A 26009-nucleotide genomic window follows, 5' to 3' on the forward strand; every position below is an offset into this window, starting at 1 on the left:
CGCCGTCATCGGCCGGTTACTGCCCCAGCCAGCGCGTGCGGGCCGCATGCTTGCCGGGCTCCACGTTCACTTTGTACTGCATGGCCGGCTCGCGCGCCAGCGTGACGGGCAGCACCTGGAGTTCATCGCGCCGGAACAGGTGGAGCTGCACGGCGTCGCCGGGCCGGTAGCGCGCCAGTTGCTTGTCGAGCTGGCCGGGCGCCAGCCGCAGGCCGTCCAGCGCCACGAGCAGGTCACCCGCCGAGACGCCGGCGGCCTGCCCCGCCCCGCCGTCGAGCACCTGGCTCACGCGCACCCAGCCTTCCTCGTTGCGGGTCTTGATACCCAGCGCCGCGCCGGCAGATGGCTTGCCCGGCTCGACCTTCTCGGCCTTGATGCCGAAGGCGCGGAACAGCGGCGGCAGGTTGATCTCGCCCGTGCCCTCGGTCAGTGCCCGCAGCAGCGTGCCGAGCCGCAGCCCGGTCACCTGATCGAACAGGGCATGGACCTCGGCCTCCGTCACGCCGCGCTGGGTGGCGCCCGGCGCGTAGAAGTCGCGGCCGTAGCGCTGCCAGAGCGCGCGCATGATGTCATCGAGCGATTTCCGCCCGCCGGTCTTCTCGCGGATGGTCAGGTCCAGCGCCAGCCCTACCAGCGAACCCTTGGTGTAATAGCTGACGATGGCGTTCGGCGCGTTCTCGTCCTGCCGATAGTATTTCGTCCAGGCATCGAAGGCGCTGTCGGCCACGCTCTGCTTGGTGCGGCCGTTGCCACGCAAGACGCCGTTCCAGGTCTTGGCCAGCATCTCGACGTACTGGGTGGTCGAAACCAGCCCCGTCCGGGCCAGGATCAGATCGTCGTAGTAGCTCGTAAATCCTTCGAACAGCCACAGCAGCGGCGTATAGGTTTCCTGCGCGAGCTGGTACGGCACGAACGCCGCCGGCTTGATCCGCTTGACGTTCCAGGTGTGGAAGTACTCGTGGCTGCACAGCCCCAGGAAGGTGCGATAGCCCTCGCTGGTCTCGGCGTTGCCGCGCACCGGCAGGTCGCCGCGCGCGCACATCAGCGCCGTGCTGGCGCGGTGCTCCAAGCCGCCGTAGCCGTCAGTGGTCACCATCGTCATGAAGACGTAGCGGCGATTGCTGTCCAGGAACGGCGCGCGGGCCGAGCGCGGCTCGAACAGCCGGATCTGGGCCTCGCAGATCTGTTTCAGGTCGCGGCAGACGCGTTGCAGGTCGAGGTTCGGCACCTTGCCCGTGAACACCACGTCGTGCTGGGCGCCGCAGGCACGGAAGCTGGCCATGGCGAACGTGCCCATCTCCACCGGATGGTCGATCAGTTCGTCGTAGTTGGCTGCCTGATAGCGCCCAAAGCCGTAGCGGCGCGCGCCGCCGGGGCCGCGCGCCTCGGGCAGCGCCGTGGCGACGCGCCAGTCGGCATACGCCTCGCCGGCGGGCGCATGGAGATCGACGGTGCACGGCTGGTCGTCCTGCCCCACCACGCGCAGGAACACGGAGCTGCCGTTGAAGAAGCCGTGGGTGGTGTCGAGGTGCGCGCTGCGCACCGACAGGTCCCAGGCATAGACCTCGTATTGCAGGACCAGCGGCCCGGCATCGGCAGCCACCGGTGCGGCTTGCCAGCTCTGCTTGTCGAGCTTGGTCAGTGGCACCGCCGCCCCGCCCGCATCGGCCCGAATGCGGACGATGTTGCGCGCGAAGTCGCGGATCATGTAGCTGCCGGGAATCCACGCGGGCAGCGTGAAGACCTGGCCGGCGGGGTCGGGGACGTCCACCGTCACGGTCACGGCGAACAGATGGGCTTCGGGCTGAAGCGGGGCGATGGCGTAGCGGATCGGCGTCATGGTTGTGATTGTAGCGCCACGCCCCGTCACCCTTCGAACGTGGACTTGTCTTGTGGGCGTTCCCTCGGACGTTCCCTCAGGCGTTCACATCGACCACCACGCGGCCGCGCATGCCGCCCGCCATGATCTGGCTGGCGGCGTCGATGGCCTCGCCCAGCCGGATCTCACGCGTGATGGCCTGGAGCCGGTCCGGGGCCAGATCCCGCGCCAGCCGCTTCCACGCGGTTTCGCGCAGCGACATCGGCGCCATCACGCTATCGATGCCGGCCAGCGTCACGCCGCGCAGGATGAACGGCGCCACCGAGGCCGGGAAATCCATGCCCTGCGCCAGCCCGCACGCCGTGACCACGCCGCCGTAGCGCACCTGGGCGCAGGCGTTGACCAGCGTGTGCGAGCCGACCGAATCCACCACGCCCGCCCAGCGCTCCTTCTGGAGCGGCTTGCCCGGCGCGCCCAGTTCGGCCCGGTCGATCACGTCGGCGGCGCCCAGCGCACGCAGGAAATCCGCCTCGGCGGTCTTGCCGGTGGAGGCCACCACGCGATAGCCGAGCTTCGACAAAATGGCGATGGCCACCGAGCCCACGCCGCCCGAGGCGCCCGTGACCAGCACCTCGCCATCGCCGGGCTTCACGGGCCCAAGCGCGCCGCCGCGCTCCAGCGCCAGCACCGACAGCATGGCCGTGTAGCCGGCCGTGCCGATCGCCATGGCCTGCCGCGACGTGAACGCGTCGGGCAGCCGCACCAGCCAGTCTCCCTGCAGCCGCGCGCGCTGCGCCAGGCAGCCCCAGTGCGTCTCGCCCACGCCGAAGCCGTTCAGCACCACGCGGTCGCCGGTGCGCCAGCGCGGGTCGCTCGAATCGAGCACCGTGCCGGCGCCGTCGATCCCCGCCACCATCGGCCACTTGCGCACCACCGGCGCGCGGCCCGTGATTGCCAGGCCGTCCTTGAAATTGATCGTCGAATAGTCGACGGCCACCAGCACGTTGCCGTCCACCGGCAGCGCGGATTCATCGAGTTGGGTGACGGCGGCGGCCGTCTTGCCATCGGTCTGGGTCAGCAGCAAAGCCTGGAACGTCATGGTGTCTCCTCGATCTCTTTGATTTTTCAGGGAATTTGGTAACGCAGCGCAGGCGCCGGAAAGCAAAACGGCCGGACAGTGCCGGCCGCTTCAGACAGCCGGGAGGGTCCGGCGCCACGCGTTACTTCTTGAGACTGGCGAGCTTGCGCTCCAGCGTGGCGATGTCCGCCGCGCCCGGGATGCGCGTGCCGTCGGTGAAGAACACTGCCGGCGTGCCCGAGATATTCAGGCTCTGGCCCAGCGCCAGGTTCTCGTCCACCGGCGTCTTGCAGCTGCCGTTGCCGGTGATGGCCACGTGGTTCAGCATCCAGTCGCGCCACACCTTGGTACGGTCTGTTGCACACCAGACCTGCTTGGCCTTGGTGGTCGAATCGGGCGACAGCACCGGGTAGAGGAAGGTGTAGACCGTGATGTTGTCCATCTGCTGGAAGGTCTGTTCGATCTTCTTGCAGTAGCCGCAGTTCGGGTCCGAGAACACCGCCACGGTGCGGCTGCCATCGCCCTTCGTCCATTTGATGGCGCGCGCCAGCGGCAGATCGGACCACTTGATCTTGTTCAGCTCGGCCAGACGCTCCTCGGTCAGGTTGGTGTTGGTCTTGGTGTCGATGACCTCGCCATTGATGATGTACCGCCCGGTGGCATCGGTGTAGACGATCTGGCCGCCCACGTTGACTTCATACAAACCCGGTACCGGCGCCTTGGTCACGCTCTTCACCTCGGCGCGGCCGCCCAGCATCTTCTGGATGGACGCCTTGATGCGGTCCGTGCCCGGCTCGTCCGCGGCCAGCGCGTGCAGGGCGTAGCCGCCCAGGGCCAGGCCACCGGCCAGGGCAGCAAGGGCGCCCATGCGGGCGGAACGGCGGCGGAACAGTTGCAACATGGTGACTCCAGGGTTCGGGTGCCTTGTCGGCAGAATCTTTAAATAGTGGTTGGCCGGCTCAGCCCAGCGCGCGGCCGATCAGGAAGCGCTTGAGCAGCCCCTGGCCGCCCACGGCGCGCATGCCGGCGTTGCGTATCAGCCGCGCGGGCGCGCCCGGCAGCGAAAACAGCCGGTGCAAGCCATCGGTGGCGGCAGTCAGGGAGAGCAGGTCCGTGGCGCGTGCACGCTCGTAGCGGCGCAACAGGCGCAAGTCGCCTTCCGATCGGAACGGTTCTTTGTCGGCCATCACGCGCCCAAGTTCCGTCACATCGCGTAAACCAAGATTCATGCCCTGCCCGGCCAGCGGATGGACCACATGCGCGGCATCGCCGACCAGCGCCACGTGCGGCTGGACGAACTGCTCGGCACGCTGGAGCACCAGCGGGAAGCCCTTGGCCGGCGTCAGGCAGCGCAGCGTGCCGAACCGGGCGCCGACCGCCCCGTTGGCCACCTGGGCCACGGTGGCGGCGAGGGCCTCGGGGGACAGCGCGACGAGGTCCTGCGCGTGGGCTTCATCGGCGGACCAGACCATCGACACGCGGTTGCCGGGCAGCGGCAGCATGGCGACGATCTCGCCATTGGCGAGTTCCTCGTCGGCCATGAGCTTCTCGGGCGCGCCCAGGAACCACTGCCATGCGGTTTCCTGATGCGGCAGTTCGCAGGCGAAGTTCGCCACCACGCCAAGCTGGCGGTAGCGCCGCTGGCTGGTGCCGATATGGCATTGCTGGCGCACCCAGGAGCGCGCGCCGTCGGCGCCGACCACGCAGTTGGCGCGCACGCGGGCGCCGCTGGCGAGGGTCAGGGTCACGCCGTCAACGTCACGATCGAGCCCTTCGGCCGCCTCATCGAACCATTGCACCTGGTGCTGGAAGCGTAGCGCGGTGTCCAGCACGCGCTCCACATGGCTCGACTCGATGATCCAGGCCAGTTGCGGCACGGCGGCGGCGTAAGCCGAGAAATGGAGATCGCCATGCGGCGAGGGGCTGGCCTCCGCGGCGCTGACGTCGCCGAAGACGCGCATGTCACGCACGGGCTGCACGCGGGCCGGGTCGAGGGCCTCCCAGACGCGCAGCCGCTCCAGCAACTGCTGCGAACTGGACGAGAACGCATAGATGCGGCTGTCCCAGTCGTCCTCCCCGGTGCGCGCGGTCTCGCCCACGGGGCGGGGCGCGACGAGGGCCACCTGCATGCCCTGCTGGGCCAGCAGCAGTGCGCAGGCCTTGCCGACGATGCCACCGCCGACCACGGCAATCTGAAAGCGGGAGGATGGAGTCGAGGGCATGGAATGGGAGGCGGCGCGACGCGCCGGTGCGGCTGATCCGGTCATGCCTCGATTATAGCGACGTGACGTGCGCGCCATCGGAGACAATCGCACAAGCCGTGGCGGGCCGCCCGCCGAGGGATAAAGGCTGGCCAAGGGTGGCCATCCGCTAGAATACAGCCTTTGCTATTTCCAGCCAGACACCATGAGCCTCAAATGCGGCATCGTCGGCCTGCCCAACGTCGGCAAGTCCACGCTGTTCAATGCCCTGACCAAGGCCGGCATCGCCGCCGAAAACTATCCGTTCTGCACCATCGAACCCAATGTGGGCGTCGTGGAAGTGCCGGATCCGAGGCTTACGAAGCTGGCTGACATCGTCAAGCCAGAGCGCATCCTGCCGGCGACGGTGGAATTCGTCGATATCGCCGGCCTGGTGGCGGGCGCGTCCAAGGGCGAAGGCCTGGGCAACCAGTTCCTGGCCAATATCCGCGAAACCGACGCCATCACGCACGTCGTGCGCTGCTTCGAGGATCCGAACGTGATCCACGTGGCGGGCAAGGTCGATCCGCTGTCGGACATCGAAGTCATCAACACCGAACTGGCGCTGGCCGACCTGGCCACGGTGGAAAAGGCCCACGCGCGCTATATCAAGCCCGCCCGCGCCGGTGACAAGGAAGCGCTGCGCCTCGTGGCAGTGCTGGAGAAGGCACAAACCGTGCTCGATCAGGCCAAGGCCGTGCGCACGCTGGACCTGTCGCCCGAGGAATGGGAAGCCATCCGCCCGTTCTGCCTGATCACCGCCAAGCCGACGATGTACGTGGCCAACGTGCGCGAAGACGGCTTTGAGAACAATCCGCACCTCGACGCAGTGCGTGAGCACGCCAAGCTGACCAATTCGCCGGTCGTGGCCGTCTGCGCAGCCATCGAAGCCGAGATTGCCGACCTGGAAGACGCCGACAAGGCCGAATTCCTTGCCGACCTGGGCATGGAAGAACCCGGCCTGGACCGCGTAATCCGCGCCGGCTTCACGCTGCTGGGCCTGCAGACTTACTTCACGGCAGGCGTGAAGGAAGTCCGCGCCTGGACGATCCACGTGGGCGACACCGCCCCCAAGGCCGCCGGCGTGATCCACACCGACTTCGAACGCGGCTTCATCCGCGCGCAAACCATCGCCTACGATGACTTCATCCAGTTCAAGGGCGAACAGGGCGCGAAGGAAGCCGGCAAGATGCGCGCCGAAGGCAAGGAATATGTGGTGAAGGACGGGGACGTGATGAACTTCCTGTTCAACGTCTGAGGCAGGCGTAACAAACCCGAGAAAACCCGGCAGATGCCGGGTTTTTTGCTTGAGGGCGCAGCGCGAGCCCTCGCTCGCGGCTACAACGGCTTCAACTGTTCATCCCGCATGCCCACCAGCAGCGCCTGACCGCTGCTATCCAGCCGGAATTCGCCGTAGCGGGCCTTGGCGAACCGCTCCGCCTGTCCTTCCTGGAAGAACCACGCGTCGGTGGAGACCTGCACGATCGGGCCGCCCCAGCGCGAGGGGACGTTCTGGACGCGCAGGCGCCGCTCGCCCTCGGCCAGCGGCTGGCCGTTCTGCAGCCGGACCAGTTGCCCGACCCCGGCGGCGTCGCGGCGGATCACCACTTCGGTCTCCCGCTCGCGCGGGGACTGGGCGCGGGCCTGGGCGGCGGCGATTTCCAGCCCGAGGGCGAAATTCAGCGCCATGTAGTCGCCCTGCATGAGGGACCTCGGGTCCACGGGTGCCAGCCGAAGGTAGACGACCTCCCCATGCGACAGCACCCGTTCCTTGCCGACGATGACCGCCCCGGCCACGCCGATCACCAGCAGCCATGCCACCACGATCCATCGTTTCATGGTCGCGCCTCCATCCGTCGCATCACGATCCGAACCGCCAGCAGCAGCACGCCGGCCGCCACCAGCGTGGCGGACTTGGCCAGCAGCGTCCACTGGAGCGAGCCGTAGTACCAGACAAAGCCCGCGATGAGCGCCGCGATGCCGAGCCCGAGCCATGGCAGCGACCCGCGCCGCAGGGCCAGCGCCAGTACCAGCACCCCAGCGCCGACGGCCGGCGCCATCACCATCAGCGTGGCGAAGGCCAGCGTCACACCCAGCACCGCCGCACCGACGCGCGGCTCGACATGCAGGCGCCGGCATTCGAACAACGCGAACATCAGCAGCACCGCCTCGGTCAGCGCCCCGGCCAGCCACGGCGCGAGCAGGCGCGGTGCGCCACGTTCATCGAAAACCCCAGCCAGCGGATGGTTTGCCCCGGTGACCAGCAGCGCCGCCGCCAGCGCGAAGACCAGCGTGGCGTCCGCGCCGGGCTCCCATCGCCCATGGTCGCCGCGCGCCGCCAGCCAATGCTCTTTCAGCACGAAGACGGTGACCACCGCGCAGGCCAGCGGCATCAGCCATCCGAGCGACCACGGCAGCACGACCCAGCCGTAGTGCCGGGCGCCGGCCAGCGCGATATTCAGCGCGAACGCCAGCGCCGTCCACGCGCCGAGCGCCACCACGAAACGATGGAGCCGGTTCGGCACGATGGCGTACAGCGCCACCTCGAACACGGCCACCGCGAGCCAGAACGCCGCGCGGTCCACCAGCCACTCGCCGCCGAGCATCTGGGCCGTGCCGAAGATCGCCATGCCCTGCCCGCCCAGGCTCAGGGCCAACGCGAACTGGCAGAGCGCGATGCGCCCGCTGCCCTCGCCGGCCATCCGGTACAGCAGCACGGCCCCGCCCAGCATCAGGAGCCCGGTCACGAGCATGGCCGGGCCGTTGCCGCTCGTTGCCGCGAACACCGAGCCGAGCAGGAATACCTGGAAGAACAGCGCGCCGAGCCAGCCCGCCGCGCCCATCAGCAGGCGAATGGGCCACGGCGTGCGCTGCGTGGCCACGTACTCTCCCTCGACCACGCCCTGTGCTGTGAGGTCGTCCCAGAGCTTTCGCTCCACCGCTTGCGCGCTCACGCCGGCCTCCCGCTGGCGTCACGCCATGCCCGCAGCAGCCATGCCGCCGCCGCAGCAGCCAGCCCTACCGTGACCAGCCCGAGCAGCAGGAAGATGCCGAAGTCGCCATGGCCCTCGGCGAGCAGGCGCCCCAGCGCCGACACCACCAGCCCGATGCCGGCGAGACAGGCGAGGCTCAGCACGACGATGTCGAACGACGCGCGCCGCCGGAACCAGGCGCCGAGCCCGGCCAGCGCCACCGCGCCGGCCACTAGCCCCACCGCCTCCACGCGATGGACCAGCACGCTCGTCAGGCCCAGCCAGGCCGCATATCCACAGGCGAGCACGGCGATCAGGCGCGGGCCGGCATCGCCCCGAAAACCCCAGCGGGCCGCGCGGGCCGCCAGCACGTACCAGATCACCAGTTGGATGCAACACGCCAGCAGCAGGAACAGCGTGGTCTCGCGCGCATGGCGCCCCGAAAACAGCAGGTCGAACATGCTGCCCACGCCCAGCCGCACACTGCCATAACGGAGCAGCGCCACGTTGCCGACCACGATCACCAGCCACCAGTGCGGCGCCGCCCGCGCGGCCAGCGCCCATGGCACGGCCAGCAGCGTCCACAGGGCGAACAGTTGCCAGGCATCGGCGCCGGTCTGGTAAGTCTGGCCGATCACGGCCATCCAGACCCCCGACACCACCTGCGCGCCAGCCAGCGCGGCCTGCCCGATGCCGTCCCCGGCCGGCCGCCATGCCGCCAGCGCCGCAAGCCCGGTCAGCACGCCCGCCAGCAGCCCGAACTTGGCGAACTTGTGCAGCGCCTCCCAGTTGAACGCGAAGAAGACGATGACGCCGGCACAGAGCAGCGCGGTGCCGAGCGCCAGCAGCGCCCGCTCAAGCCAGCGGTACCAGTCCGCCCGTACCGGCAAGGTGCGGGCCCACGCGGGCGCAAGGCTTTCCGCGCCAAGGCGATCCTGGGCGCGCCAGTCGGCCAGCGCCTGCTGGGCCATGCGTCGATCTGAAAGGGGTTCCAACGGAATTCTCCCGGGCTGGAATGCGATGGAAAACGATGGAATGCGAACGCAAGCGCACTGTAGCAAAGCGGCCTGCCCGTGCCTATGAGAGGGTTCTGAAAACGCGGCGCCCCGCTTCCGCCGCGCTCCCGGCGCCGGTATGCTGGCGCCTTTCTCATCCAATCCGGGCAGCCATGACCCTCGGCATCCTTGCCGCGCTCCACGACGAAGTCGATGGACTGATCGCCGCCATGCGGCACGAAGACGCGCGCGCCACCGTGCGCACCATCGGCATGCGGGACTACTACGCCGGCACGCTCCACGGGCAGTCCGTGGTGCTGGTGCTCGCGCGCGTGGGCAAGGTGGCGGCGGCGGCCACCACGGTCACGTTGATCCGCGAGTTCGGCGTCGACGAGATCGTGTTCACCGGGTTGGCCGGCGGCGTGGGGCCCGAGGTGCGCGTGGGCGATATCGTCGTGGCGGACCGCACCCTCCAGCACGACCTGGACGCCCGCCCGCTGTTCCCGCGCCACGAGGTGCCGCTGCTGGCGCGCGCCGATTTTCCGGCCGATGCGGCGCTGACGGCGGCGCTGCGGACGGCGGCCGACGACTTCCTGCGCCTCGACCTCGCCACCGAAGTGCCGGACGGCGTGCTGGCCCGCTTCGGCGTGGCCGCACCGCGCCTGCACGTGGGCATGGTGGCCAGCGGCGACCAGTTCATCAACGCCCCGGCGGCCGTGGCCGACCTGCGGGAAAGACTGCCGGGCCTGCAGGCCGTGGAGATGGAAGGCGCCGCGCTGGCCCAGATCTGCTACGAATACGGCGTGCCCTATGCAGTCATGCGTACCGTATCGGACCGGGCCGACGATGTCGCGCATGTGGACTTTTCGGCATTTTTGCGCGACGTGGCGAGCCACTATTCGAGCGCGATCCTGCGGCGCTTCCTGTCCGCGCGGGGTCAAGCCTAGGCAGCCGGCGGGGCGGACAGCCCTACCGTCGCGGGCGCGCCACACCCCAGACGCCGACCAGCAGCGCCGCGCCGACGATCGCGGCGGTCCAGCCCGAGAGCTGGCCGTCGGTAAACAAGTGGGCCGCGCGCCCGCCGTAGAAGGCGCCCAGCGCGCCGAGCACACCCAGCACCAGCGCGGCCGGCAGGCTCACGACCCGCCCGGCCGGGTGCATCTGGCGTCCCGCCAGGCCCACGATCGCCCCCACCACCACCAAGCCGAGCATCGGCACCCCCTATTTGATCCGGATTCGGCCACCACCGCGTGACCGCGCCGTAACAATACTGGCGTTTTGGCGCACTTGGAACAAAACGCCCCCTCGCCCTGCAAAATCGCGGCCCGGCGGTATAATGGCCATCGCTTCCGGCTACGATCCGGATGGCAACGAACCCCACAAATGCAACTGCTCGCGATCGGCATCAATCACACTACGGCACCCGTCTCGCTCCGCGAGCGTGTGGCGTTTCCGCTTGAGCAGATCAAACCGGCCCTGGGCGCCCTGCGCACCCACCTGGCCGGCCGCAGCGGCACCGAGGCCGCCATCCTCTCCACCTGCAACCGTACCGAGATCTACTGCGCCACCGATGTGCTGCAGCCCGGTGCGGACGGCTTCGAGCACACGCTGCGGTGGCTGGCCCAGCACCACAACGTGCCGGCCGGCGAACTGGCCCCCCATCTGTATGCCCTGCCCCAGTCCGAAGCCGTGCGTCACGCGTTCCGCGTGGCCAGCGGACTCGACTCGATGGTGCTCGGCGAAACGCAGATCCTGGGCCAGCTCAAGGACGCGGTGCGCACCGCTGGCGAGGCCGGCGCGCTTGGCACCTACCTGAACCAGCTGTTCCAGCGCACCTTCGCCGTGGCGAAGGAAGTGCGCGGCCAGACCGAGATCGGCGCCCATTCGGTGTCGATGGCTGCCGCCGCCGTGCGGCTGGCGCAGCGGATTTTCGAAAGTGTTTCGACCCAGCGCGTGCTGTTCATCGGCGCGGGCGAGATGATCGAGCTGTGCGCCACGCACTTCGCCGCGCAGATGCCGCGCCAGATCGTGGTGGCCAACCGCACCGTCGAGCGTGGCGAGCGGCTGGCCGAGCAACTGGCCGAACAGGGCCTGACCACGCAGGCCATCCGCCTGCAGGATCTGGGCGAGCGGCTGCATGAGTTCGACATCGTGGTGTCCTGCACCGCGAGTTCGCTGCCGATCATCGGCCTGGGCGCCGTGGAGCGCGCGGTCAAGCGCCGCAAGCATCGCCCGATCATGATGGTCGACCTGGCCGTGCCGCGCGACGTGGAACCCGAGGTGGCGCGCCTGAACGACGTGTTCCTGTACACCGTGGATGACCTCGGCGCCGTGGTGCGCGAGGGCAGCGCGCTGCGCCAGGCCGCCGTGGCGCAGGCCGAGGCGATCATCGAAAGCCGCGTGCAGAACTTCATGCACTGGCTGGAGACGCGCAGCGTGGTGCCGGTGATCCGCGAGATCCAGTCCAACGGCGAGGCCATGCGCCAGGCCGAACTCGAACGCGCGCGCCGCATGCTGGCGCGTGGCGACGACCCCGAAGCGGTACTGGAAGCCCTCTCCGGTGCGCTGACCCGCAAGTTCCTGCACGGCCCCACCCACGCGCTGAACCACACCCAGGGCGAAGACCGCGAGGCGCTGCTGCGCCTGGTGCCGGGCCTGTTCCGCCACAGCAGCCACTCCGAGCGCTAGCCGCGCTCGTCCCCGGCCGGCCGCGCCGGCCCGCTGGCGTCATTGCCAGCCCCTCGGTTCGCCGCTCGGTTCGCCCCTTACGGCGCCGCGCAGGCCTCCCCCTCATCGCGCCCCAGTTTCCTTTCGGATCCCCATGAAAGCCAGCATGCTCAACAAGCTCGACCAACTGGCCGAGCGACTCGATGAAGTCAACGCCCTGCTTGCCCGCGAGGACGCCACGGCCAACATCGACCAGTACCGCAAGCTCTCGCGGGAGCATGCCGAGCTGTCGCCGGTGGCCGAGCAATACGGCCAGTACCGGCAGGCGCAGGAGGATCTGGCCACGGCGCAGGCGTTGCTGGACGACCCCGAGATGAAGGAGTTCGCCGCCGACGAGATCGGCGCGGCGCGCCAGCGGCTGGAAGACCTCGCCGCCAGCCTTCAGACCCTGCTGCTGCCAAAGGATCCCAACGACGACCGCAACCTGCTGCTGGAAATCCGCGCCGGCGCCGGCGGCGAGGAAAGCGCGCTGTTCGCCGCCGACCTGCTCCGCATGTACACGCGCTATGCGGAACGGCAGCGCTGGCAGGTGGAGGTGATGAGCGAGTCCGAGTCGGACCTGGGCGGCTACAAGGAAGTGATCGTGCGGATTGCCGGCGACGCGGCGTTCTCGAAGCTGAAGTTCGAGTCGGGCGGGCACCGCGTGCAACGCGTGCCGGCCACCGAGGCGCAGGGCCGCATCCACACCTCGGCCTGCACCGTGGCGGTAATGCCGGAGGCGGACGAGGTGGGCGAGGTGGAGATCAACCCGTCCGACCTGCGCGTCGATACCTTCCGCGCGTCCGGCGCGGGCGGCCAGCACGTGAACAAGACCGATTCGGCGGTGCGGCTGACCCACCTGCCCACCGGCATCGTGGTGGAGTGCCAGGACGACCGCAGCCAGCATCGCAACAAGGACAAGGCGATGAAGGTGCTGGCGGCGCGCATCAAGGACATGCAGCTGCGCGCGGCGCAGGCCAAGGAAGCCACCACGCGGCGCAACCTGATCGGCACGGGCGACCGCAGCGACCGCATCCGCACCTACAACTTCCCGCAGGGCCGCGTGACCGACCACCGCATCAATCTCACGCTCTACAAGATCGACATGATCATGGACGGGGACCTCGACGAATTGCTCGCCTCGCTCTCCGCCGAACACCAGGCCGACCAGCTCGCCGCGCTCGGCGACGAGGGCTGATTTTCATCGCGCAGTGATGATTTCATCACCCGTGGGCAAGGGTTTGTAACGGAGGTAAATGCTTGAAACAGCACTGGCCCGCCAAAACGCGGTGTCTATAATCGATTCGACCAGACCGCCCCCATGCGTCACTTTCCGCACCTGGTGGCATACGAAGTCTGGGCCGAAGTCGACTCCTCAAAACAGACACCAAGGATGAAATCATGAAGAAACTGCTCGCCCTGTTGATGATCACTGCCGCCATGGCGGCTTGCAGCAAGAAGGAAGACGCCCCGGCCGCCAACGCCGACGCCGCCATGCAGAGCGCTGCCGAATCGGCCAAGGCCGCCGCCAGCGATGCCGCCGCCGCCGCAGCAAACGCCGCGGACGCCGCCAAGGCCGCCGCGAGCGGTGCCGCCGCCGATGTCTCGGCCGCCGCCGAACAGGCCAAGACCGATGCCGGCCACGCCATGGCCAACGCCAAGGAAGCCGCACGCGATGCCGTGAACACCACGGCAGACAAGGCCAAGGAAACCGTCAATAAGTAATTGGTCCATATGGAATCACGCCGCTCGCGCGCCCGCGCGTTGCCAAATCGGCTTACACTGAGCGGCTAATACCGGGCGCCCTTGTGGCGCCAGCAAAGAACCCCGTCGCGCCAGGTCCCGACGGGGTTTTTTGCACCCGCTCTCCCAGTTTCAGCCATCTATTTCCGATGTCTTCCACACCGTCGGGCGCCCTGTCGCCCGCCCCCACGCTGCGCGAAGCCCAGACGCTGGCTGCGATGACCGGCCTGCCGGCGCTCGAAGCCCGCATGCTGCTGTCCCACGTGACCGGCCTCACGCGTACGCAACTCATCACGCGTGATACCGACCATCTCAATGCAGCACAACGTGATGCATTCTCCACGTTGATGGCGCGGCGGCTGGCCGGTGAGCCGATGGCCTACCTGCTGGGCGAGCGCGAGTTCTTCGGCCGCACTTTCCGCGTGACGCCCGATGTGCTGATTCCGCGTCCTGATACCGAGATAGCCGTGGAAATGTCGCTGGCGCGCGTGGCCCATGTGCACGCGCCGCGTGTGCTGGACCTCGGCACCGGCTCCGGCATCCTGGCTGTGACGATTGCCCGCGAGCGCTCCGACGCCGAGGTCTGGGCGACCGATATCTCGCCGGGTGCGCTGATGGTGGCCCAGGACAACGCCCGCGCGCTCGAGGCGCATGGCATCCACTTCCTGGTGTCGGACTGGTACGAAGCCGTGCCGGACACCCTGCGCTTCCACCTGATCGTCAGCAATCCGCCCTACATCGCCTCTGGCGACCCGCATCTGGTGGAGGGCGACCTGCGTTTCGAGCCGATCGACGCCCTCACCGACCACGAGGACGGCCTGTCCGACCTGGCCACCATCATGGCCGGCGCGGCGGATCGCCTGCTGCCCGGCGGCTGGCTGCTGATGGAGCACGGCTACGACCAGGGCGCGGCCACGCGGGCGCTGCTTGAGGCGGGTGGATTTACCGAGGTGGCCACCGCCCGCGACCTCGCCGGGCAGGAGCGGTGCAGCGGCGGGCGATGGTCGGGCGAATCCGGTAAAATTCCGACCTGACATCCGCTTCGGCGGAAATCCCCATCCCAGACACTGGCGACGCCACACGGCGCCGCGCGCAACCGGAAGCTACACACCATGAGTGACGTACAACAGAAGATCGACCAGATCGTGAAGGGCAGCCCCGTGGTCCTGTTCATGAAGGGCACGGCGCAGTTCCCGATGTGCGGCTTCTCGGGCCGTGCCATCCAGATCCTGAAGGCCTGCGGCGTGGACACCCCGACCACGGTCAACGTGCTCGAGGACGAAGGCATCCGCCAGGGCATCAAGGAATATGCGAGCTGGCCCACGATTCCGCAGCTCTACGTGAACGGCGAGTTCGTCGGCGGCTCGGACATCATGATGGAGATGTACCAGAACGGCGAACTGCAATCGCTGCTGAAGTCGTAATCATGCCCGTACCGGATGGCGCCGTGCCGCAACGGCTGATCGTCGCCATCACGGGCGCAACGGGCGCCATCTATGGCGTCCGGCTGCTGCAGGTGCTGCAAGGCGTGGCGGGGGTGGAAACCCATCTGCTGATCTCGCCCGCCGGCGTGATGAACCTCCAGCACGAACTCGATATCAGCCGTGCCCAGGTGGAGTCGCTGGCAGGCGTGGTGCACAACGTGCGCGACATCGGCGCGACCATCGCCAGCGGATCGTTCCGCGCCCATGCGATGGTCGTGGCGCCCTGCTCGATGCGCACGCTCGCCGCCATCGCCCATGGCCTCTCCGACAACCTGATCACCCGCGCGGCGGACGTCACGCTCAAGGAACGGCGCAAGCTGGTACTGATGGTGCGTGAAACGCCGCTGAACCTGGCGCACCTGCGCAATATGACGGCGGTCACGGAGATGGGCGGGATCGTGTTCCCGCCGGTGCCGGGCTTCTACCAGAAGCCGCAGACGATTGCGGAACTGGTCGACCATACGGTCGGGCGCGTGCTCGATCTCGTCGATCTGCCAGAGATCGGCCAGTCGCTCACGCCAAGTTGGGGCGGGCTGAACCCGGCTGCGGCCGACGCCGGCAACTAGGGCTCTGCCCGCTTCTGCTTGTTCTACCTGCTTCTGCTTCTGCTTCTTCTTCTACCCGCTTCTTCCACCTGCTAGTTTGGCGACGGCTTACCAGCCGCCGCGATAGTAGCGTCGGCCGCCGCCGTAGTAGCCGCGATGGTAGCCACCGCCGTATCCGCCGTAGTAGTACGGCGCGGGGCGCACCACCACGGCGGGCGGGCCCACATAGACCGGCGCTGGCGCCACGGCCACCGGGGCTGGCTCGATGGCCGGGCCATACGGCGTGGGATACACCGCGCAGCCACCCAGCAGCGCCGCGCCTGTGGCGGCCAGACCCATCACAATCGTTCTTGTCGTTCCCATCGCATCGTCCTTGAGAGTGCCAGGCATTGCCTGCGGCAGCGCCTACCCTCATAAACGTTATACGGGGCGGTCTGGTAATACAGCGTCAACTTGCTGTAACCCGTGTTACGAGTCGCAACATCTTCCTGCACGTAAATCGGCGAACAGCGATGGACGCGATCGGCACGGGAGCGATTACAGATCGAAGCGAATGCCCTGTGCCAGCGGCAATGCATCGCCGTAGTTGATGGTATTGGTCGCCCGGCGCATGTAGCCCTTCCACGCATCGGAGCCGGACTCGCGCCCGCCGCCGGTGGCCTTCTCCCCGCCGAAGGCGCCGCCGATCTCGGCGCCGCTGGTGCCGATGTTCACGTTGGCGATGCCGCAGTCGCTGCCCGCCGCCGAGACGAACAGTTCCGCCTCGCGCAGGGACTCGGTGAAGAGGCACGACGACAGCCCGTGCGACGCCGCGTTGTTCAGCGCGATGGCCTCGTCGAGCGAGGTGTACGGCATCAGGTAGAGGATGGGCGCGAAGGTCTCCGTCAGCATGGTGTCGTGCTGGGTGTCGGTCAGCACCAGTGCGGGCCGCACGTAGCAGGCGTGCGGATAGCGGTCCGCCAGCAGCCGTTCGCCGCCATGCACGACGTTGCCCTGCGCGCGGCAGGCGGCCAGCGCGTTGGCCATGGTGTCGCCGGCGGCCATGTCGATCAGCGGGCCGACCAGCGTGCCCGCCTGCAGCGGATCGCCCACCGGCAGCCGCGCGTAGACCTGGCGCAGCCGGTTGGTCACGGTCTCGATCAGGTCGACGTGGACAAAGGCGCGCCGCAGCGTGGTGCAACGCTGGCCGGCGGTGCCGGCTGCCGAAAAGGTTATCGCGCGGATGGTCAGTTCCAGGTTGGCCGATGGCGCGACGATGGCCGCGTTGTTGCCGCCCAGTTCGAGGATGGTGCGCTTGAACCGCCCGGCGCAGGCCATGCCCACCTCGCGGCCCATGCGCGTGGAGCCGGTGGCGCTGATCAGCCGCACGGCCGGATGCTGCACGAGCTGCGCGCCGAGCGTGCGCCCGCCCGGCAGCACCACGCAGAGGCCGGCGTGCTGGGGCGCCGCCTCATCGAATACCCGATCGAGCAGCGCCTGCGCGGCCAGCGCGCACAGCGGCGTCTTCTCCGACGGCTTCCAGACCACGCCGTTGCCGCAGACCAGCGCCAGCGCCGCGTTCCACGCCCACACCGCCACCGGGAAGTTGAACGCCGAAATCACCCCGCACAGCCCGAACGGATGCCAGGTCTCGCGCATCGCGTGCGCGGGGCGCTCCGAGGCAATCGTCAGCCCGTGAAGCTGGCGTGAGAGTCCGACGGCAAAGTCGCAGATATCGATCATCTCCTGCACTTCGCCGAGTCCTTCCTGGAGGATCTTGCCGGACTCCAGCGCCACCAGCCGCCCCAGCGCGGCCTTGTGCATGCGCAGCGCCTCGCCGAAGCGCCGCACCACCTCGCCACGCGCCGGGGCCGGGGTCAGCGCCCAGGTGGTCTGCGCCGCGTGCGCGCGGGCGATGCGGGCATCGGCGTCGGCCACGGGGCAGGCCGGCAGGTGGCCGAAGATTTCCCCATCGACGGGCGAGCGCAGCGCAAGGGCCTCGCCCGCGCCATGCGAATCGTCCCAAGGCTGGCGCAGGCCCATGGCCTGCCAGCATGCGGCTATGTCCTGCGCTTTCATGCGAGCGTCTCCTGTAGCGGGTGGTGGCTGTAATGCTGGCCAAACCGGTTGGCCAGGAAGCGATCGAGCGGCATGGCTTCCTGCGGCACGAAGCCGGACTGGGGCAGCACGCCCGTCGCCACGAGGTCCAGCGCCGTGCAGATGCCAGCCGCCGTGGTGAGCTGGATGGCGTTGACGTGCCCGATGCCGCCAAAATCCTCCATCCCGCCGATCCGCGCCGAGAAGGACGCCTGCGTCAGCGGCCCCCGCCCACCCTGTCCGCCATGGCCACCCTGCCCGGCTTTGGCGCCGGGATGCCCCGTGGCGCTCGCGAACACGATCACCACATCCTGTTCGGTCACCGGAATGGCGTGCTCGAAGATCTCGCGCAGCCAGCTCCGGCGCTCGCGCAGCCGCAGGTCGTTCAGCAGCAGCTTCATCTGGGCGCAGTGCCCCGGGTAGCGGATCGACTTGTAATCGACATGGCGCGCGCGGCCCGCCAGGGTATCCGGCAGCGTGCCCAGGCCCCCTGAGGTATTAAAGGCTTCGTACTCGATGCCGTCCAGCGCGAAGGACTCCTGGCCCTCCAGCGCCGGCAGTTCCACGCGGCGGCCATCGACAATGGCCTCGCACGGGTTGCAGTACTCGTTGATCAGCCCTTCCGTGCTCCAGGTGAGGTTGTACTTGAGCGCGTTGCTCGGGTAGCGCGGCAGCGCACCCACGCGCATGCGCAGGTCGAGCAGGTCGCCGCCGTCCCGCAGGAAGCGCCGCGCCAGATCGTTGCCCACCACGCCGATAAATCCCGGCGCCAGGCCGCACTGCGGCATCAGCACCGAGCGCGCGCCTTGGGCCAGTTGGCGGATGGCGTGGGTGGCCGCCACATCCTCGGTCAGATCGAAGTAATGCACGCCGAGCCGCGCGGCCACGGTGGCCACGTGGATGGCCGCGTGGAACGGCAGCGCGTTGAGCACGGCATCGGCGCCAGCCAGCAAGGCGGCGCAAGTGCCGGGCTCGGTCGGGTCCCCGGCGCGCACGGCGATCTGGCGCGGCAGGCCGTCCAGCCGGTGCGGGTCATGGTCGACCAGACAGACGCGGTAGTCGCCGGTGTCGGCGAGCATCGTCGCGATCACACGGCCGATCTTGCCGGCGCCGAGCACGACGACCGACAGCGGCCGGGGCGACTGGGTCAGGTCCCGTGCTGCGCCGGGACCGAGGTTGGATGGTTGCATGATGGCTCCCCCGTCAAGAATGCGTGAATCCGTGAGGGAAGTATGGGCAGCGGCGCGCACGTTTTGTAGCTGCAAGATCGACGAAAACGCCCCATAATCGGACGTATCGACGATCCATCCTGACGAAACGTCACCCCGAGCGAACACCATGGCAGACCTCGACCAGACCGACCGGCACCTGCTGTCCCTGCTGCAGGGCAACGCGCGCGAGAGCGCAGCCAATCTCGCCCGCGTGCTGGGCATCGCCCGGACCACAGTGGTGGCGCGCATTGCCCGGCTCGAAAAGTCCGGCGTGATCGCCGGCTTTGGCGTGCGGCTGGGCGGGCGGATGGAGGACAACGCGATCCTGGCCTTCTGCGGCCTGTCCGTGCAGCCGAAGGCCGCGCCCACGGTCGTCCGGGCGCTGCAACGCTTCCCCGAGATCGAGGAGCTGAACTCGGTCAGCGGCCCGGTGGACTACATGGCCGTGATCCGCTGCGATACCCACGCCCGCCTCGACAAACTGCTAGACGAGATCGGCATGCTCGATGGGGTGAATCACACCACCACGTCGATCGTGCTGGCGCGCAAGATCGACCGCCGACGCGCGGCCGGATAGCGCGCTATGCTTGGGCGCTTTGGTCAGGCGCTTTGGCCAACATTAAGGAGATGACGATGAGCGATCGGATTCGCGTTGCCGTGGGCGGCGTCACCGGCTGGGCCGGCGGCGAACTGGCGCGCGGCGTGGCGCACGCGCCGGACATGACGCTGGTAGCCGGCCTCTCGCGCGGCGCCGCCGGGCAGCCGCTGGCGCAGGTGACCGGCCATGCGGACACCCCCGGCGTGGCCGCCGCCAGCATCGAGGCGCTGGGCGCCACGCCCTACGACGTCTACGTCGAATACACCAAGCCGAACATCGCCAAGCACAACATCCTGCAGGCGCTGGCGCATGGCGCGCACGTGGTGGTGGGCACGTCCGGGCTGACCGACGACGACTACGCCGAGATCGACGCCGCCGCGCGGCAGGCCGACCGTGGCGTGCTCGCCTGCGGCAATTTCGCGATCACGGTGGTGCTGTTGCAGAAGTTCGCCGAGATGGCGGCGCGCCACCTCGACCACTGGGAAATCATCGACTACGCCAAGGCGGGCAAGGTCGATGTGCCGTCCGGCACGGTGCGCGAACTGGCCTTCCGGCTCGGCGAGATCAAGGCCGCCACGCAGGTGGTGCCGGTGGATCAGGTCAACGGGCCGAAGGAAACGCGCGGCGCGACGATGTCCGGCTCGCAGGTCCATGCGGTGCGGCTGCCCGGGTACCAGTTGGGGGTCGAAGTGATCTTCGGTGCGGACGGCCAGCGCCTGCACCTCAAGCACGAGGCGGGCGATGGCTCGAAGCCGTATGTGTCCGGCGCGCTGCTGGCCATCCGCAAGGTGCGCGGCCTGCGCGGGCTGGTGCGGGGGCTGGATAAGGTGATGGAAGGGCTGTAGGCACCGGGGAAGGCCGGCGCGAATTGGATGCGCCGCCCCTCTCCCCCGGCCCCTCTCCCGCAAGCGGGCGAGGGGAGCAAACCGGCGGTGTTCCTCCCCTGTCCCTTTGGGAGAGGGGTCGGGGGAGAGGGCGAGCGCCCGCTACCCGACTACACCCCAATCACCAAGAACCCGGGTTCACCGGCTTGGCCGGTTCCTTCTTCGACTTGTCGGCCTTCTCTGACTTGTCCGATTTCTTCGCAGCCGGCGCCGAAGCCGGCGGAGCGAGCGCCTTGTCCACCTCGGCATCGCGGTTCGCCATCAACGCACGCGCCTGCGGCAGCATCAGCTCGATGGTGCCCTCGTTCGGATTCTCGGGAATCGCGTACAGCTCCACGGTGAGCGGGCGCCGCATCCAGCCGGCGTGGATCGCCTTCACGGGCTTGCCGGCCTTGTCCTTCATGTCTTCCTGTTCCTGCCGGAACGGCTTGCCATAGCGCGCGGTCAGCGACTGGACTGCGGCGTCCTGCGAGCGGATGCCGTCGGTCGGCACGATTACGCCGACCAGCGCGTTGCCATCGACGAACGCCACCAGGCGCGCACCATCCATGAACGCGGGACGCTTGTCGCGCGGCACGCCCACCTGGCGCATCACGCCGTCGCCGCGCAATTCCACGCAGAACGCGGTCACGTCGCGGCCATCGGGGGTGCGATGGTCGGCGCAATCGGGCAGTGTGGGCAGCGGATTGCCGATCTCCAGCACGTGGAGCATCGGCGCCAGCAAGTCATTGGCGGACGGCGTGGTGGATGTGGACGGAGCGGCGGGGGCGGCGGGGGTGGCGGCAGGCTGCGACGCGGCGGCCTTCGGTGCGGCATGGGCGGCCGTGGCCGCCAGCAGGGCGGCGGCGGCCAGCCCGGCGAGGGAAACTCTCAAAACTGACTCCTGAAATCGGCTCCGCATTGGAGCCCACCCCGTGGCAGGGGTTCCAGCCGCGACCTTACCACGGCGCGCAAGAGCGCTTAATAGCGCACTTAGTAGAGCACTTGTTTCAGGTAATGGCAGCCGACCAGGGCGATGCCGATGACCACGGCCCAGAGCATGAGGCGCGGCACGATGCTCGGCGGCAGTTGCGTCGACGGCGTGCGCTGGACCAGCGGCGTGCGCATGCGGGAATTGGTTTGCAGCCCGCGCGTGTGCCAGATCGCCGTGTCGGCGCCCAGATCCTGCACGATCGGACGATGCGTGGCGGTCGATGTCGTCGGCTTGGTGGCCGGGCGCGTGCCGGCCGGTCGTTGCGATCCCATTCCAGCTCCCCCTCAGAAGATTCCCGACGCATCGCGGTGTGCCGCCGGTACACAGCGCGGCCGGGAAGTCTGCTGCTGCCGGTCCGCGCGCGGCACATGGTATGCCATCGCCAGCCCCCACGCCACAACGGCCAAGGGGGGCGATGCGAAACTGAGACACCCCCGCGGAAACGCGCCCGCCAGGAGGTCAGCCCGGGGCGGCCTTGCGGCCGATGGCCATCGCCTCGCGCCGGAACGCATGACCCATGTGGTGATAGAACGGATGCGGGTTGAACTGGCGCGACAGGAACGACGCCAGCAGCGACGACGCCAGCAGGAACAGCGTCAGGTCCTGCGTCCGCGTCATCTCCATGACGATCACGCTGGCGGTGATCGGCGCCTGCGTGGCGGCGGCCAGGAAGGCGGCCATCGACACCAGCGCCAGCACGCGCGGCTCGGTCATGCCCGAGAGGAAGTGCGACACGGTCTCCCCGATGCCCGCCCCGATGGCCAGCGCCGGCGTGAAGATCCCGCCCGGAATGCCGGCGAAGTACGACACCACCGTGGCCCCCAGCTTGGCCAGCCCGAACCACAACGTGTGGTGGGACTCACCATTGATGAGTGCCGACGCCTGCTCGTAGCCAGTGCCGAAAGTGGCGCCGGCCGTGGCCCAGCCCAGCGCCGCCACCACCAGCCCGCAGCCGAATGCCACCCAGATGGGATGGTCGACCACCCACGCGCGCCAGCGCGACGGCGTGAGCCCCGGCACGCCCGCAATCAACACCTTGGCGAACAGCCCGCCGAACACGCCGTTGACCACGGCGCAGAGCAGCACCGGGCCCCAGGCGTCGTGGAGCACCAGCATCGGCACCTTCACGTTGAAATACGGGTTGTTGCCGAGCACGGCCAGCGACAGGAACCCGGCCGTCAGCACGCCGGACAGCACCAGGCGGTCCCAGCGCACGGCGGTACCGCGTCCGAGTTCCTCGATGGCGAACACCACACCGGCCAGCGGCGTATTGAACGCGGCGGCCAGCCCGCCCGCCGCGCCGGCGGCGATCAGCGCATTGGGATGAAAGCCGATCCGGAAGCGGAACTTGTCCTGGCACCAGCGGCCCCAGGCCAGCATCGCCGCCGCGCCCACCTGCACCGATGGGCCTTCGCGGCCCACCGAGGCGCCGGCCATCAGCGCGCCAGTGGTCAGCAGCACCTTCCACATCGACTGGCGGAACGACACCAGCACGCCCTGCGCCACCCCATCGGGCGGCAGCGTGACGGCGGCAATTACCTGCGGAATGCCGCTGCCGCGCGCCTGCGGGGCGAGGCGGATGGTCAGCCAGCGCAGCGCGGCCAGCCCGAACGGCAGCAGCACGAACGCCAGCCACGGCGTGGCCGTGGTCACCTGCGCGTTCCAGCGCAACGCCAGTTCGGCGATATAGGCGAAGACGATGGAGAACAGCGCGACGCAGCCGGCGCCGCACATAAACACGCCGTAGCGCAGCGACGTGCGCGAGATGCGGCTGACCTGGCGGGTCTTGCGCCGGGCCGCGTGGCGGGCCTGCAGGTGCAGCGCGCGCAGGCGGCCGGTCTCGGCGGCGGCGCGGGAATCGGCGGACGGGGGGGACGTCGGGGAATCTGACGAGGGAGGCGAAGCGGACGAAGGCGGCGATGCAGGCGAATCGGACGAAGCGGACGGATCTGGCGGCTCGGCGGAATCGGTCATGGCGGGGGCGGTGAGGATCGAAACGTCCCCGTACTATACGCCCCCACCCTCCCCCAAGCTGCCCCGGTCGCCCCGTCGGCTCAGTCCAGGCTGATGTGGTTGGCCCGGATGACCTTGCCCCAGTTGTCGCGGTCGGCGGCCACGTAGCGGTCGATCTCGGCCTGCGTGCGCGGCGCCTGCACGACCAGCCCCAAGGCGCCGAAGGTGCTGCGGAACTGCGGATCGACCAGCACGCGCGCGGCGGCGGCCTGGAGCCGGGCCACGGCCTCGGGCGGGGTCTGCGCCGGCACGGCGAGCCCGAACCACGTGGCGGCGTGGAAGCCCGGATAGCCGCTTTCGGCCACCGTCGGCACGTTGGGCAGCACGTCCAGTCGCGCGTTGCTGGTCACGGCCAGCGCCTTGAGCTTGCCAGCCTTGATATGGGGCAGCGAGGTGCTGACCACATCGACCATCAACTGGGTGTCATTGGCCAGCAGCGCCGACAGCGCCGGCGCGCTGCCGTTGTAGGGCACGTGGGTCATGTCGATGCCCAGCTCGGACTTCAGCATCTCGGTGGCCAGTTGCAGCGGGTTGCCGAGCCCCACGGACGAGTAGTTGAGCTTGCCGCCAGCCGCCTTGGCATAGGCCGCGAAGTCCCGGATATTGGCCGCCGGCACCTGCGTGTTTGTGACGACTACCAGCGGCACCTCGATGCCGATGGCGATGACCTTGAAGTCCTTCGGGTCATAGCCGGTCTTCTTGTACAGCATGGGATTGAGCACCATGCTCGCGCTGGTCCCCATCAGCATGGTGTAGCCGTCCGGCTGCGCGCGCGCCACGCTTTGCGTGCCGACCATGGTGTTGGCGCCGGGGCGGTTCTCCACCACCACGGGCTGCTTCAGGTCGCGCGCCATGCCTTCGGCCAGCGCCCGGCCGAACTGGTCCGTGGAGCCGCCCGGGGTGTAGGGCACCACCAGCTTGACCGGCCGCTCGGGCCAGGCCGCGAAGGTGGCCGGTGCGTGGCCGATGGCCAGCGCAAGGCCGAACGCCCCCGCCGCCAGTTGGGCGAATGTGCGATGCATGGTTGTCTCCTGTTTGTATTTATATAGAGGGCGGGTGCGCCGGGCCGGGGTTCAGACCCGCCGCTGGCGCCCCGCCCAGTGCTGGTCGCGCAGCCGGCGCTTGGCCAGCTTGCCGGTCTCGTCGCGCGGCAGGCGCGCGGTGATCTCGATCGTCCGGGGCACCTTGAAGCCCGACAGCCGCGCCTTGAGCCAGTCGATCACGGCCGCCGGCACGATCTCCGCGCCCGGCATCGGCTCGATCACGCCGTGGAGCCGCTCGCCGTATTCGTCGTCCGGCACGCCGAACACCACGCAGTCGGCCACGCCCGGATAGCGCACCAGTTCATGCTCGATCTCGGCCGGGTAGATGTTCACGCCGCCCGAGATGACCATGTCCGACGCGCGGTCGCAGATGAACAGGTAGCCATCGGCATCGAGGTAGCCGAGGTCGCCCAGCGTGACCCGGCCTTCTCGGTCGATGGCCCGGCGCGCGGCGTCGTTGTTCAGGTAGGTGAAGTCCGGGTAGGCCGGCTGGCGCACGTAGACCAGGCCGGTTTCGCCGGGCGCGCACGGCTGGCCGGCTTCGTCGAGGATGCGCACGCTGGCGGCATCGACAGGCCGGCCCGCCGTGCCGGGCCGCTGCGCGGCGTCCTCGGGCGTGGCGACGGTAATCATGCCGGCCTCGCTCGACGCATAGGTCTCGTGGATCACCGGCCCGAACCATTCGATCATCGCCCGCTTGACCTCGGGCGAGCACGGCGAGCCGGTGGACGCCACGAAGCGGATCGACGACAGGTCGTAGCGCGCGCGCACCTCGGCCGGCAGCTTCAGCAGCCGCACGTACATGATCGGCACGAGGTAGAGCACGTCGATGCGGTGTTCCTCCACCAGCGCCAACACCTGCTCGGCGTCGAAGCGCGGCGTCAGCACCAGCCGCTTGGCCATCTGCAGGGCGTTCTGGATGAACACGCCCGGCGCGCTGTGATAGAGCGGCGCGGACATCAGCGCGCGGCAGCCGGGCACCACGCCGATGGCCTTGGCCACCACCGAGCGCATGCGGGTGAGCTGGTCGTCGAGTTGGTCCAGCGGCACGGCTTCGCGCAACACGCCCTTGGGGCGGCCGGTGGTGCCGGAGGTGTAGGCCAGATGGCCGCGCGGGGCCACACGCGGGCCGTCGTACGGGGTCTGGCTGGCAAGCCAGGGTTCGTATTCGATGGCGTCAGCGGAGGTGCCGGGATGCGTGCCACCCACCGCCAGCACGGCCACCCCGGCGGGGATCACCGCGTTGAGGGCAGGCAGCAGGTCCGCATGGGCGATCAGCACGCGCGCGCCGCTGTCTTCGAGCAGGAAGCGCACTTCCTCGGCCGTGAAGTGCCAGTTGATCGGGCAGTAATAGGTGCCGGCGGTACGACACGCAAAGATCACATCGGCGAAGACCGGGTCGTTGCGCAGCAGCACGGCCACCACGTCGCCCTCCTGCAAACCCAGCCGTCGCAAGCCGCCCGCGAGGTGCGTGCCGCGTGCCAGTACCTCCGTGCCGGGTCGGTGCAGCGATTCGAACCAAAGGTCTGCGGGCATGCGGTCTCCATCTCAACATTCGACAAGCGGTCCATCGTAAAGCCCACCGCTGAGATCGACAATCCGGTAGTTCGGAATCACAATGTTGCGCCA

General features: G+C 68.8%; 26 protein-coding genes. 10 read left to right on the top strand and 16 right to left on the bottom strand.

Going from position 1 to position 26009, the window contains the following annotated elements:
• Positions 1-16 precede the first annotated feature (16 nt).
• The 4 genes from AC1DP9_RS19860 to AC1DP9_RS19875 form a co-directional block, all read right to left on the bottom strand.
• Complete coding sequence (locus AC1DP9_RS19860) at positions 17-1840, bottom strand: M61 family metallopeptidase (RefSeq protein WP_477108287.1); 1824 nt, start codon at positions 1838-1840, stop codon at positions 17-19.
• A 76-nt stretch (positions 1841-1916) separates the two neighbouring features.
• On the bottom strand, positions 1917-2918 hold the full coding sequence (gene acuI, locus AC1DP9_RS19865; RefSeq protein WP_477108288.1) for an acrylyl-CoA reductase (NADPH): 1002 nt from the start codon (positions 2916-2918) through the stop codon (positions 1917-1919).
• A gap of 121 nt (positions 2919-3039) precedes the next feature.
• Entirely contained in the window at positions 3040-3798 is a 759-nt protein-coding gene (locus AC1DP9_RS19870; RefSeq protein WP_454757357.1) for a DsbC family protein, read from the bottom strand.
• 58 nt (positions 3799-3856) lie between these two features.
• On the bottom strand, positions 3857-5164 hold the full coding sequence (locus AC1DP9_RS19875; RefSeq protein WP_477108289.1) for a UbiH/UbiF family hydroxylase: 1308 nt from the start codon (positions 5162-5164) through the stop codon (positions 3857-3859).
• 139 nt (positions 5165-5303) lie between these two features.
• Between AC1DP9_RS19875 and ychF the strand changes: the two genes are divergently transcribed.
• On the top strand, positions 5304-6395 hold the full coding sequence (gene ychF, locus AC1DP9_RS19880; RefSeq protein WP_092299064.1) for a redox-regulated ATPase YchF: 1092 nt from the start codon (positions 5304-5306) through the stop codon (positions 6393-6395).
• A gap of 80 nt (positions 6396-6475) precedes the next feature.
• On the opposite strand, the gene AC1DP9_RS19885 is transcribed toward ychF, so the two are convergent.
• The 3 genes from AC1DP9_RS19885 to AC1DP9_RS19895 are packed head-to-tail and all read right to left on the bottom strand — an operon-like array spanning position 6476 to position 9104.
• Complete coding sequence (locus tag AC1DP9_RS19885; RefSeq protein WP_092299067.1) at positions 6476-6976, bottom strand: GDYXXLXY domain-containing protein; 501 nt, start codon at positions 6974-6976, stop codon at positions 6476-6478.
• Entirely contained in the window at positions 6973-8091 is a 1119-nt protein-coding gene (locus AC1DP9_RS19890; RefSeq protein ID WP_477108290.1) for a DUF4401 domain-containing protein, read from the bottom strand. The genes AC1DP9_RS19885 and AC1DP9_RS19890 overlap by 4 nt, the downstream gene beginning before the upstream one ends.
• On the bottom strand, positions 8088-9104 hold the full coding sequence (locus AC1DP9_RS19895; protein ID WP_477108291.1) for a DUF2157 domain-containing protein: 1017 nt from the start codon (positions 9102-9104) through the stop codon (positions 8088-8090). Before AC1DP9_RS19895 ends, AC1DP9_RS19890 begins: the two co-directional genes overlap by 4 nt.
• 173 nt (positions 9105-9277) lie before the next feature.
• Here AC1DP9_RS19895 and AC1DP9_RS19900 point away from each other — a divergent pair, with 173 nt between their 5' ends.
• Entirely contained in the window at positions 9278-10051 is a 774-nt protein-coding gene (locus AC1DP9_RS19900) for a 5'-methylthioadenosine/adenosylhomocysteine nucleosidase (protein WP_441645318.1), read from the top strand.
• A gap of 22 nt (positions 10052-10073) precedes the next feature.
• Here AC1DP9_RS19900 and AC1DP9_RS19905 read toward each other — a convergent pair whose 3' ends face one another.
• Positions 10074-10316 (bottom strand): GlsB/YeaQ/YmgE family stress response membrane protein, encoded by a 243-nt coding sequence (locus tag AC1DP9_RS19905; protein WP_092299079.1) that lies wholly within the window; start codon positions 10314-10316, stop codon positions 10074-10076.
• 171 nt (positions 10317-10487) lie between these two features.
• On the opposite strand from AC1DP9_RS19905, the gene hemA reads away from it, so the two are divergent.
• The 6 genes from hemA to AC1DP9_RS19935 all read left to right on the top strand — a co-directional run bounded on the left by hemA (position 10488) and on the right by AC1DP9_RS19935 (position 15603).
• On the top strand, positions 10488-11792 hold the full coding sequence (gene hemA / locus AC1DP9_RS19910; protein ID WP_092299082.1) for a glutamyl-tRNA reductase: 1305 nt from the start codon (positions 10488-10490) through the stop codon (positions 11790-11792).
• Positions 11793-11925: 133 nt separating this feature from the next.
• A complete protein-coding gene (gene prfA, locus AC1DP9_RS19915; RefSeq protein WP_477108292.1) occupies positions 11926-13008 on the top strand; it encodes a peptide chain release factor 1 in 1083 nt (360 codons plus the stop codon).
• A gap of 203 nt (positions 13009-13211) precedes the next feature.
• Positions 13212-13535: a hypothetical protein gene (locus AC1DP9_RS19920; RefSeq protein WP_092299088.1), complete on the top strand. Its 324-nt coding sequence runs from the start codon at positions 13212-13214 to the stop codon at positions 13533-13535.
• Positions 13536-13702: 167 nt separating this feature from the next.
• Complete coding sequence (prmC, locus tag AC1DP9_RS19925) at positions 13703-14587, top strand: peptide chain release factor N(5)-glutamine methyltransferase (protein ID WP_477108293.1); 885 nt, start codon at positions 13703-13705, stop codon at positions 14585-14587.
• Positions 14588-14665: 78 nt separating this feature from the next.
• Entirely contained in the window at positions 14666-14977 is a 312-nt protein-coding gene (gene grxD / locus AC1DP9_RS19930) for a Grx4 family monothiol glutaredoxin (RefSeq protein ID WP_092299094.1), read from the top strand.
• 2 nt (positions 14978-14979) lie between these two features.
• The gene (locus AC1DP9_RS19935; protein WP_092299097.1) at positions 14980-15603 is read left to right on the top strand and encodes a UbiX family flavin prenyltransferase; all 624 of its coding nucleotides are present in this window, start codon (positions 14980-14982) and stop codon (positions 15601-15603) included.
• 87 nt (positions 15604-15690) lie between these two features.
• Here the strand turns inward: AC1DP9_RS19935 and AC1DP9_RS19940 are convergent, their stop codons facing one another.
• From AC1DP9_RS19940 to AC1DP9_RS19950, 3 genes are all read right to left on the bottom strand, one after another.
• The gene (locus tag AC1DP9_RS19940; RefSeq protein ID WP_477108345.1) at positions 15691-15921 is read right to left on the bottom strand and encodes a hypothetical protein; all 231 of its coding nucleotides are present in this window, start codon (positions 15919-15921) and stop codon (positions 15691-15693) included.
• Positions 15922-16119: 198 nt separating this feature from the next.
• Positions 16120-17640 carry an L-piperidine-6-carboxylate dehydrogenase gene (gene amaB / locus AC1DP9_RS19945; protein ID WP_477108294.1) on the bottom strand — a complete coding sequence of 507 codons (1521 nt, stop codon included), beginning with the start codon at positions 17638-17640 and terminating at the stop codon, positions 16120-16122.
• Complete coding sequence (locus AC1DP9_RS19950; RefSeq protein WP_477108295.1) at positions 17637-18848, bottom strand: saccharopine dehydrogenase family protein; 1212 nt, start codon at positions 18846-18848, stop codon at positions 17637-17639. Before AC1DP9_RS19950 ends, amaB begins: the two co-directional genes overlap by 4 nt.
• A 148-nt stretch (positions 18849-18996) precedes the next feature.
• On the opposite strand from AC1DP9_RS19950, the gene AC1DP9_RS19955 reads away from it, so the two are divergent.
• Together AC1DP9_RS19955 and dapB are read left to right on the top strand one after the other, a co-directional pair.
• Positions 18997-19446, top strand: coding sequence for an Lrp/AsnC family transcriptional regulator (locus tag AC1DP9_RS19955; RefSeq protein WP_092299110.1), 450 nt, complete (start codon positions 18997-18999; stop codon positions 19444-19446).
• A gap of 56 nt (positions 19447-19502) precedes the next feature.
• Positions 19503-20312, top strand: coding sequence for a 4-hydroxy-tetrahydrodipicolinate reductase (dapB, locus tag AC1DP9_RS19960; protein WP_441593373.1), 810 nt, complete (start codon positions 19503-19505; stop codon positions 20310-20312).
• A gap of 160 nt (positions 20313-20472) precedes the next feature.
• Here the strand turns inward: dapB and AC1DP9_RS19965 are convergent, their stop codons facing one another.
• From AC1DP9_RS19965 to AC1DP9_RS19985, 5 genes are all read right to left on the bottom strand, one after another.
• A complete protein-coding gene (locus tag AC1DP9_RS19965) occupies positions 20473-21225 on the bottom strand; it encodes a hypothetical protein (protein WP_477108296.1) in 753 nt (250 codons plus the stop codon).
• A gap of 98 nt (positions 21226-21323) precedes the next feature.
• Positions 21324-21596 carry a hypothetical protein gene (locus AC1DP9_RS19970; RefSeq protein WP_092299119.1) on the bottom strand — a complete coding sequence of 91 codons (273 nt, stop codon included), beginning with the start codon at positions 21594-21596 and terminating at the stop codon, positions 21324-21326.
• Positions 21597-21783: 187 nt separating this feature from the next.
• Entirely contained in the window at positions 21784-23298 is a 1515-nt protein-coding gene (locus AC1DP9_RS19975; RefSeq protein ID WP_092299122.1) for a chloride channel protein, read from the bottom strand.
• Between the two features lie 80 nt (positions 23299-23378).
• Positions 23379-24359 (bottom strand): Bug family tripartite tricarboxylate transporter substrate binding protein, encoded by a 981-nt coding sequence (locus tag AC1DP9_RS19980; protein ID WP_092299125.1) that lies wholly within the window; start codon positions 24357-24359, stop codon positions 23379-23381.
• Between the two features lie 51 nt (positions 24360-24410).
• Positions 24411-25916, bottom strand: a complete 1506-nt coding sequence (locus AC1DP9_RS19985; protein ID WP_477108297.1) for an acyl-CoA synthetase — start codon at positions 25914-25916, stop codon at positions 24411-24413.
• Positions 25917-26009 lie beyond the last annotated feature (93 nt).

Source organism: Cupriavidus sp. 01L43, assembly GCF_056399925.1.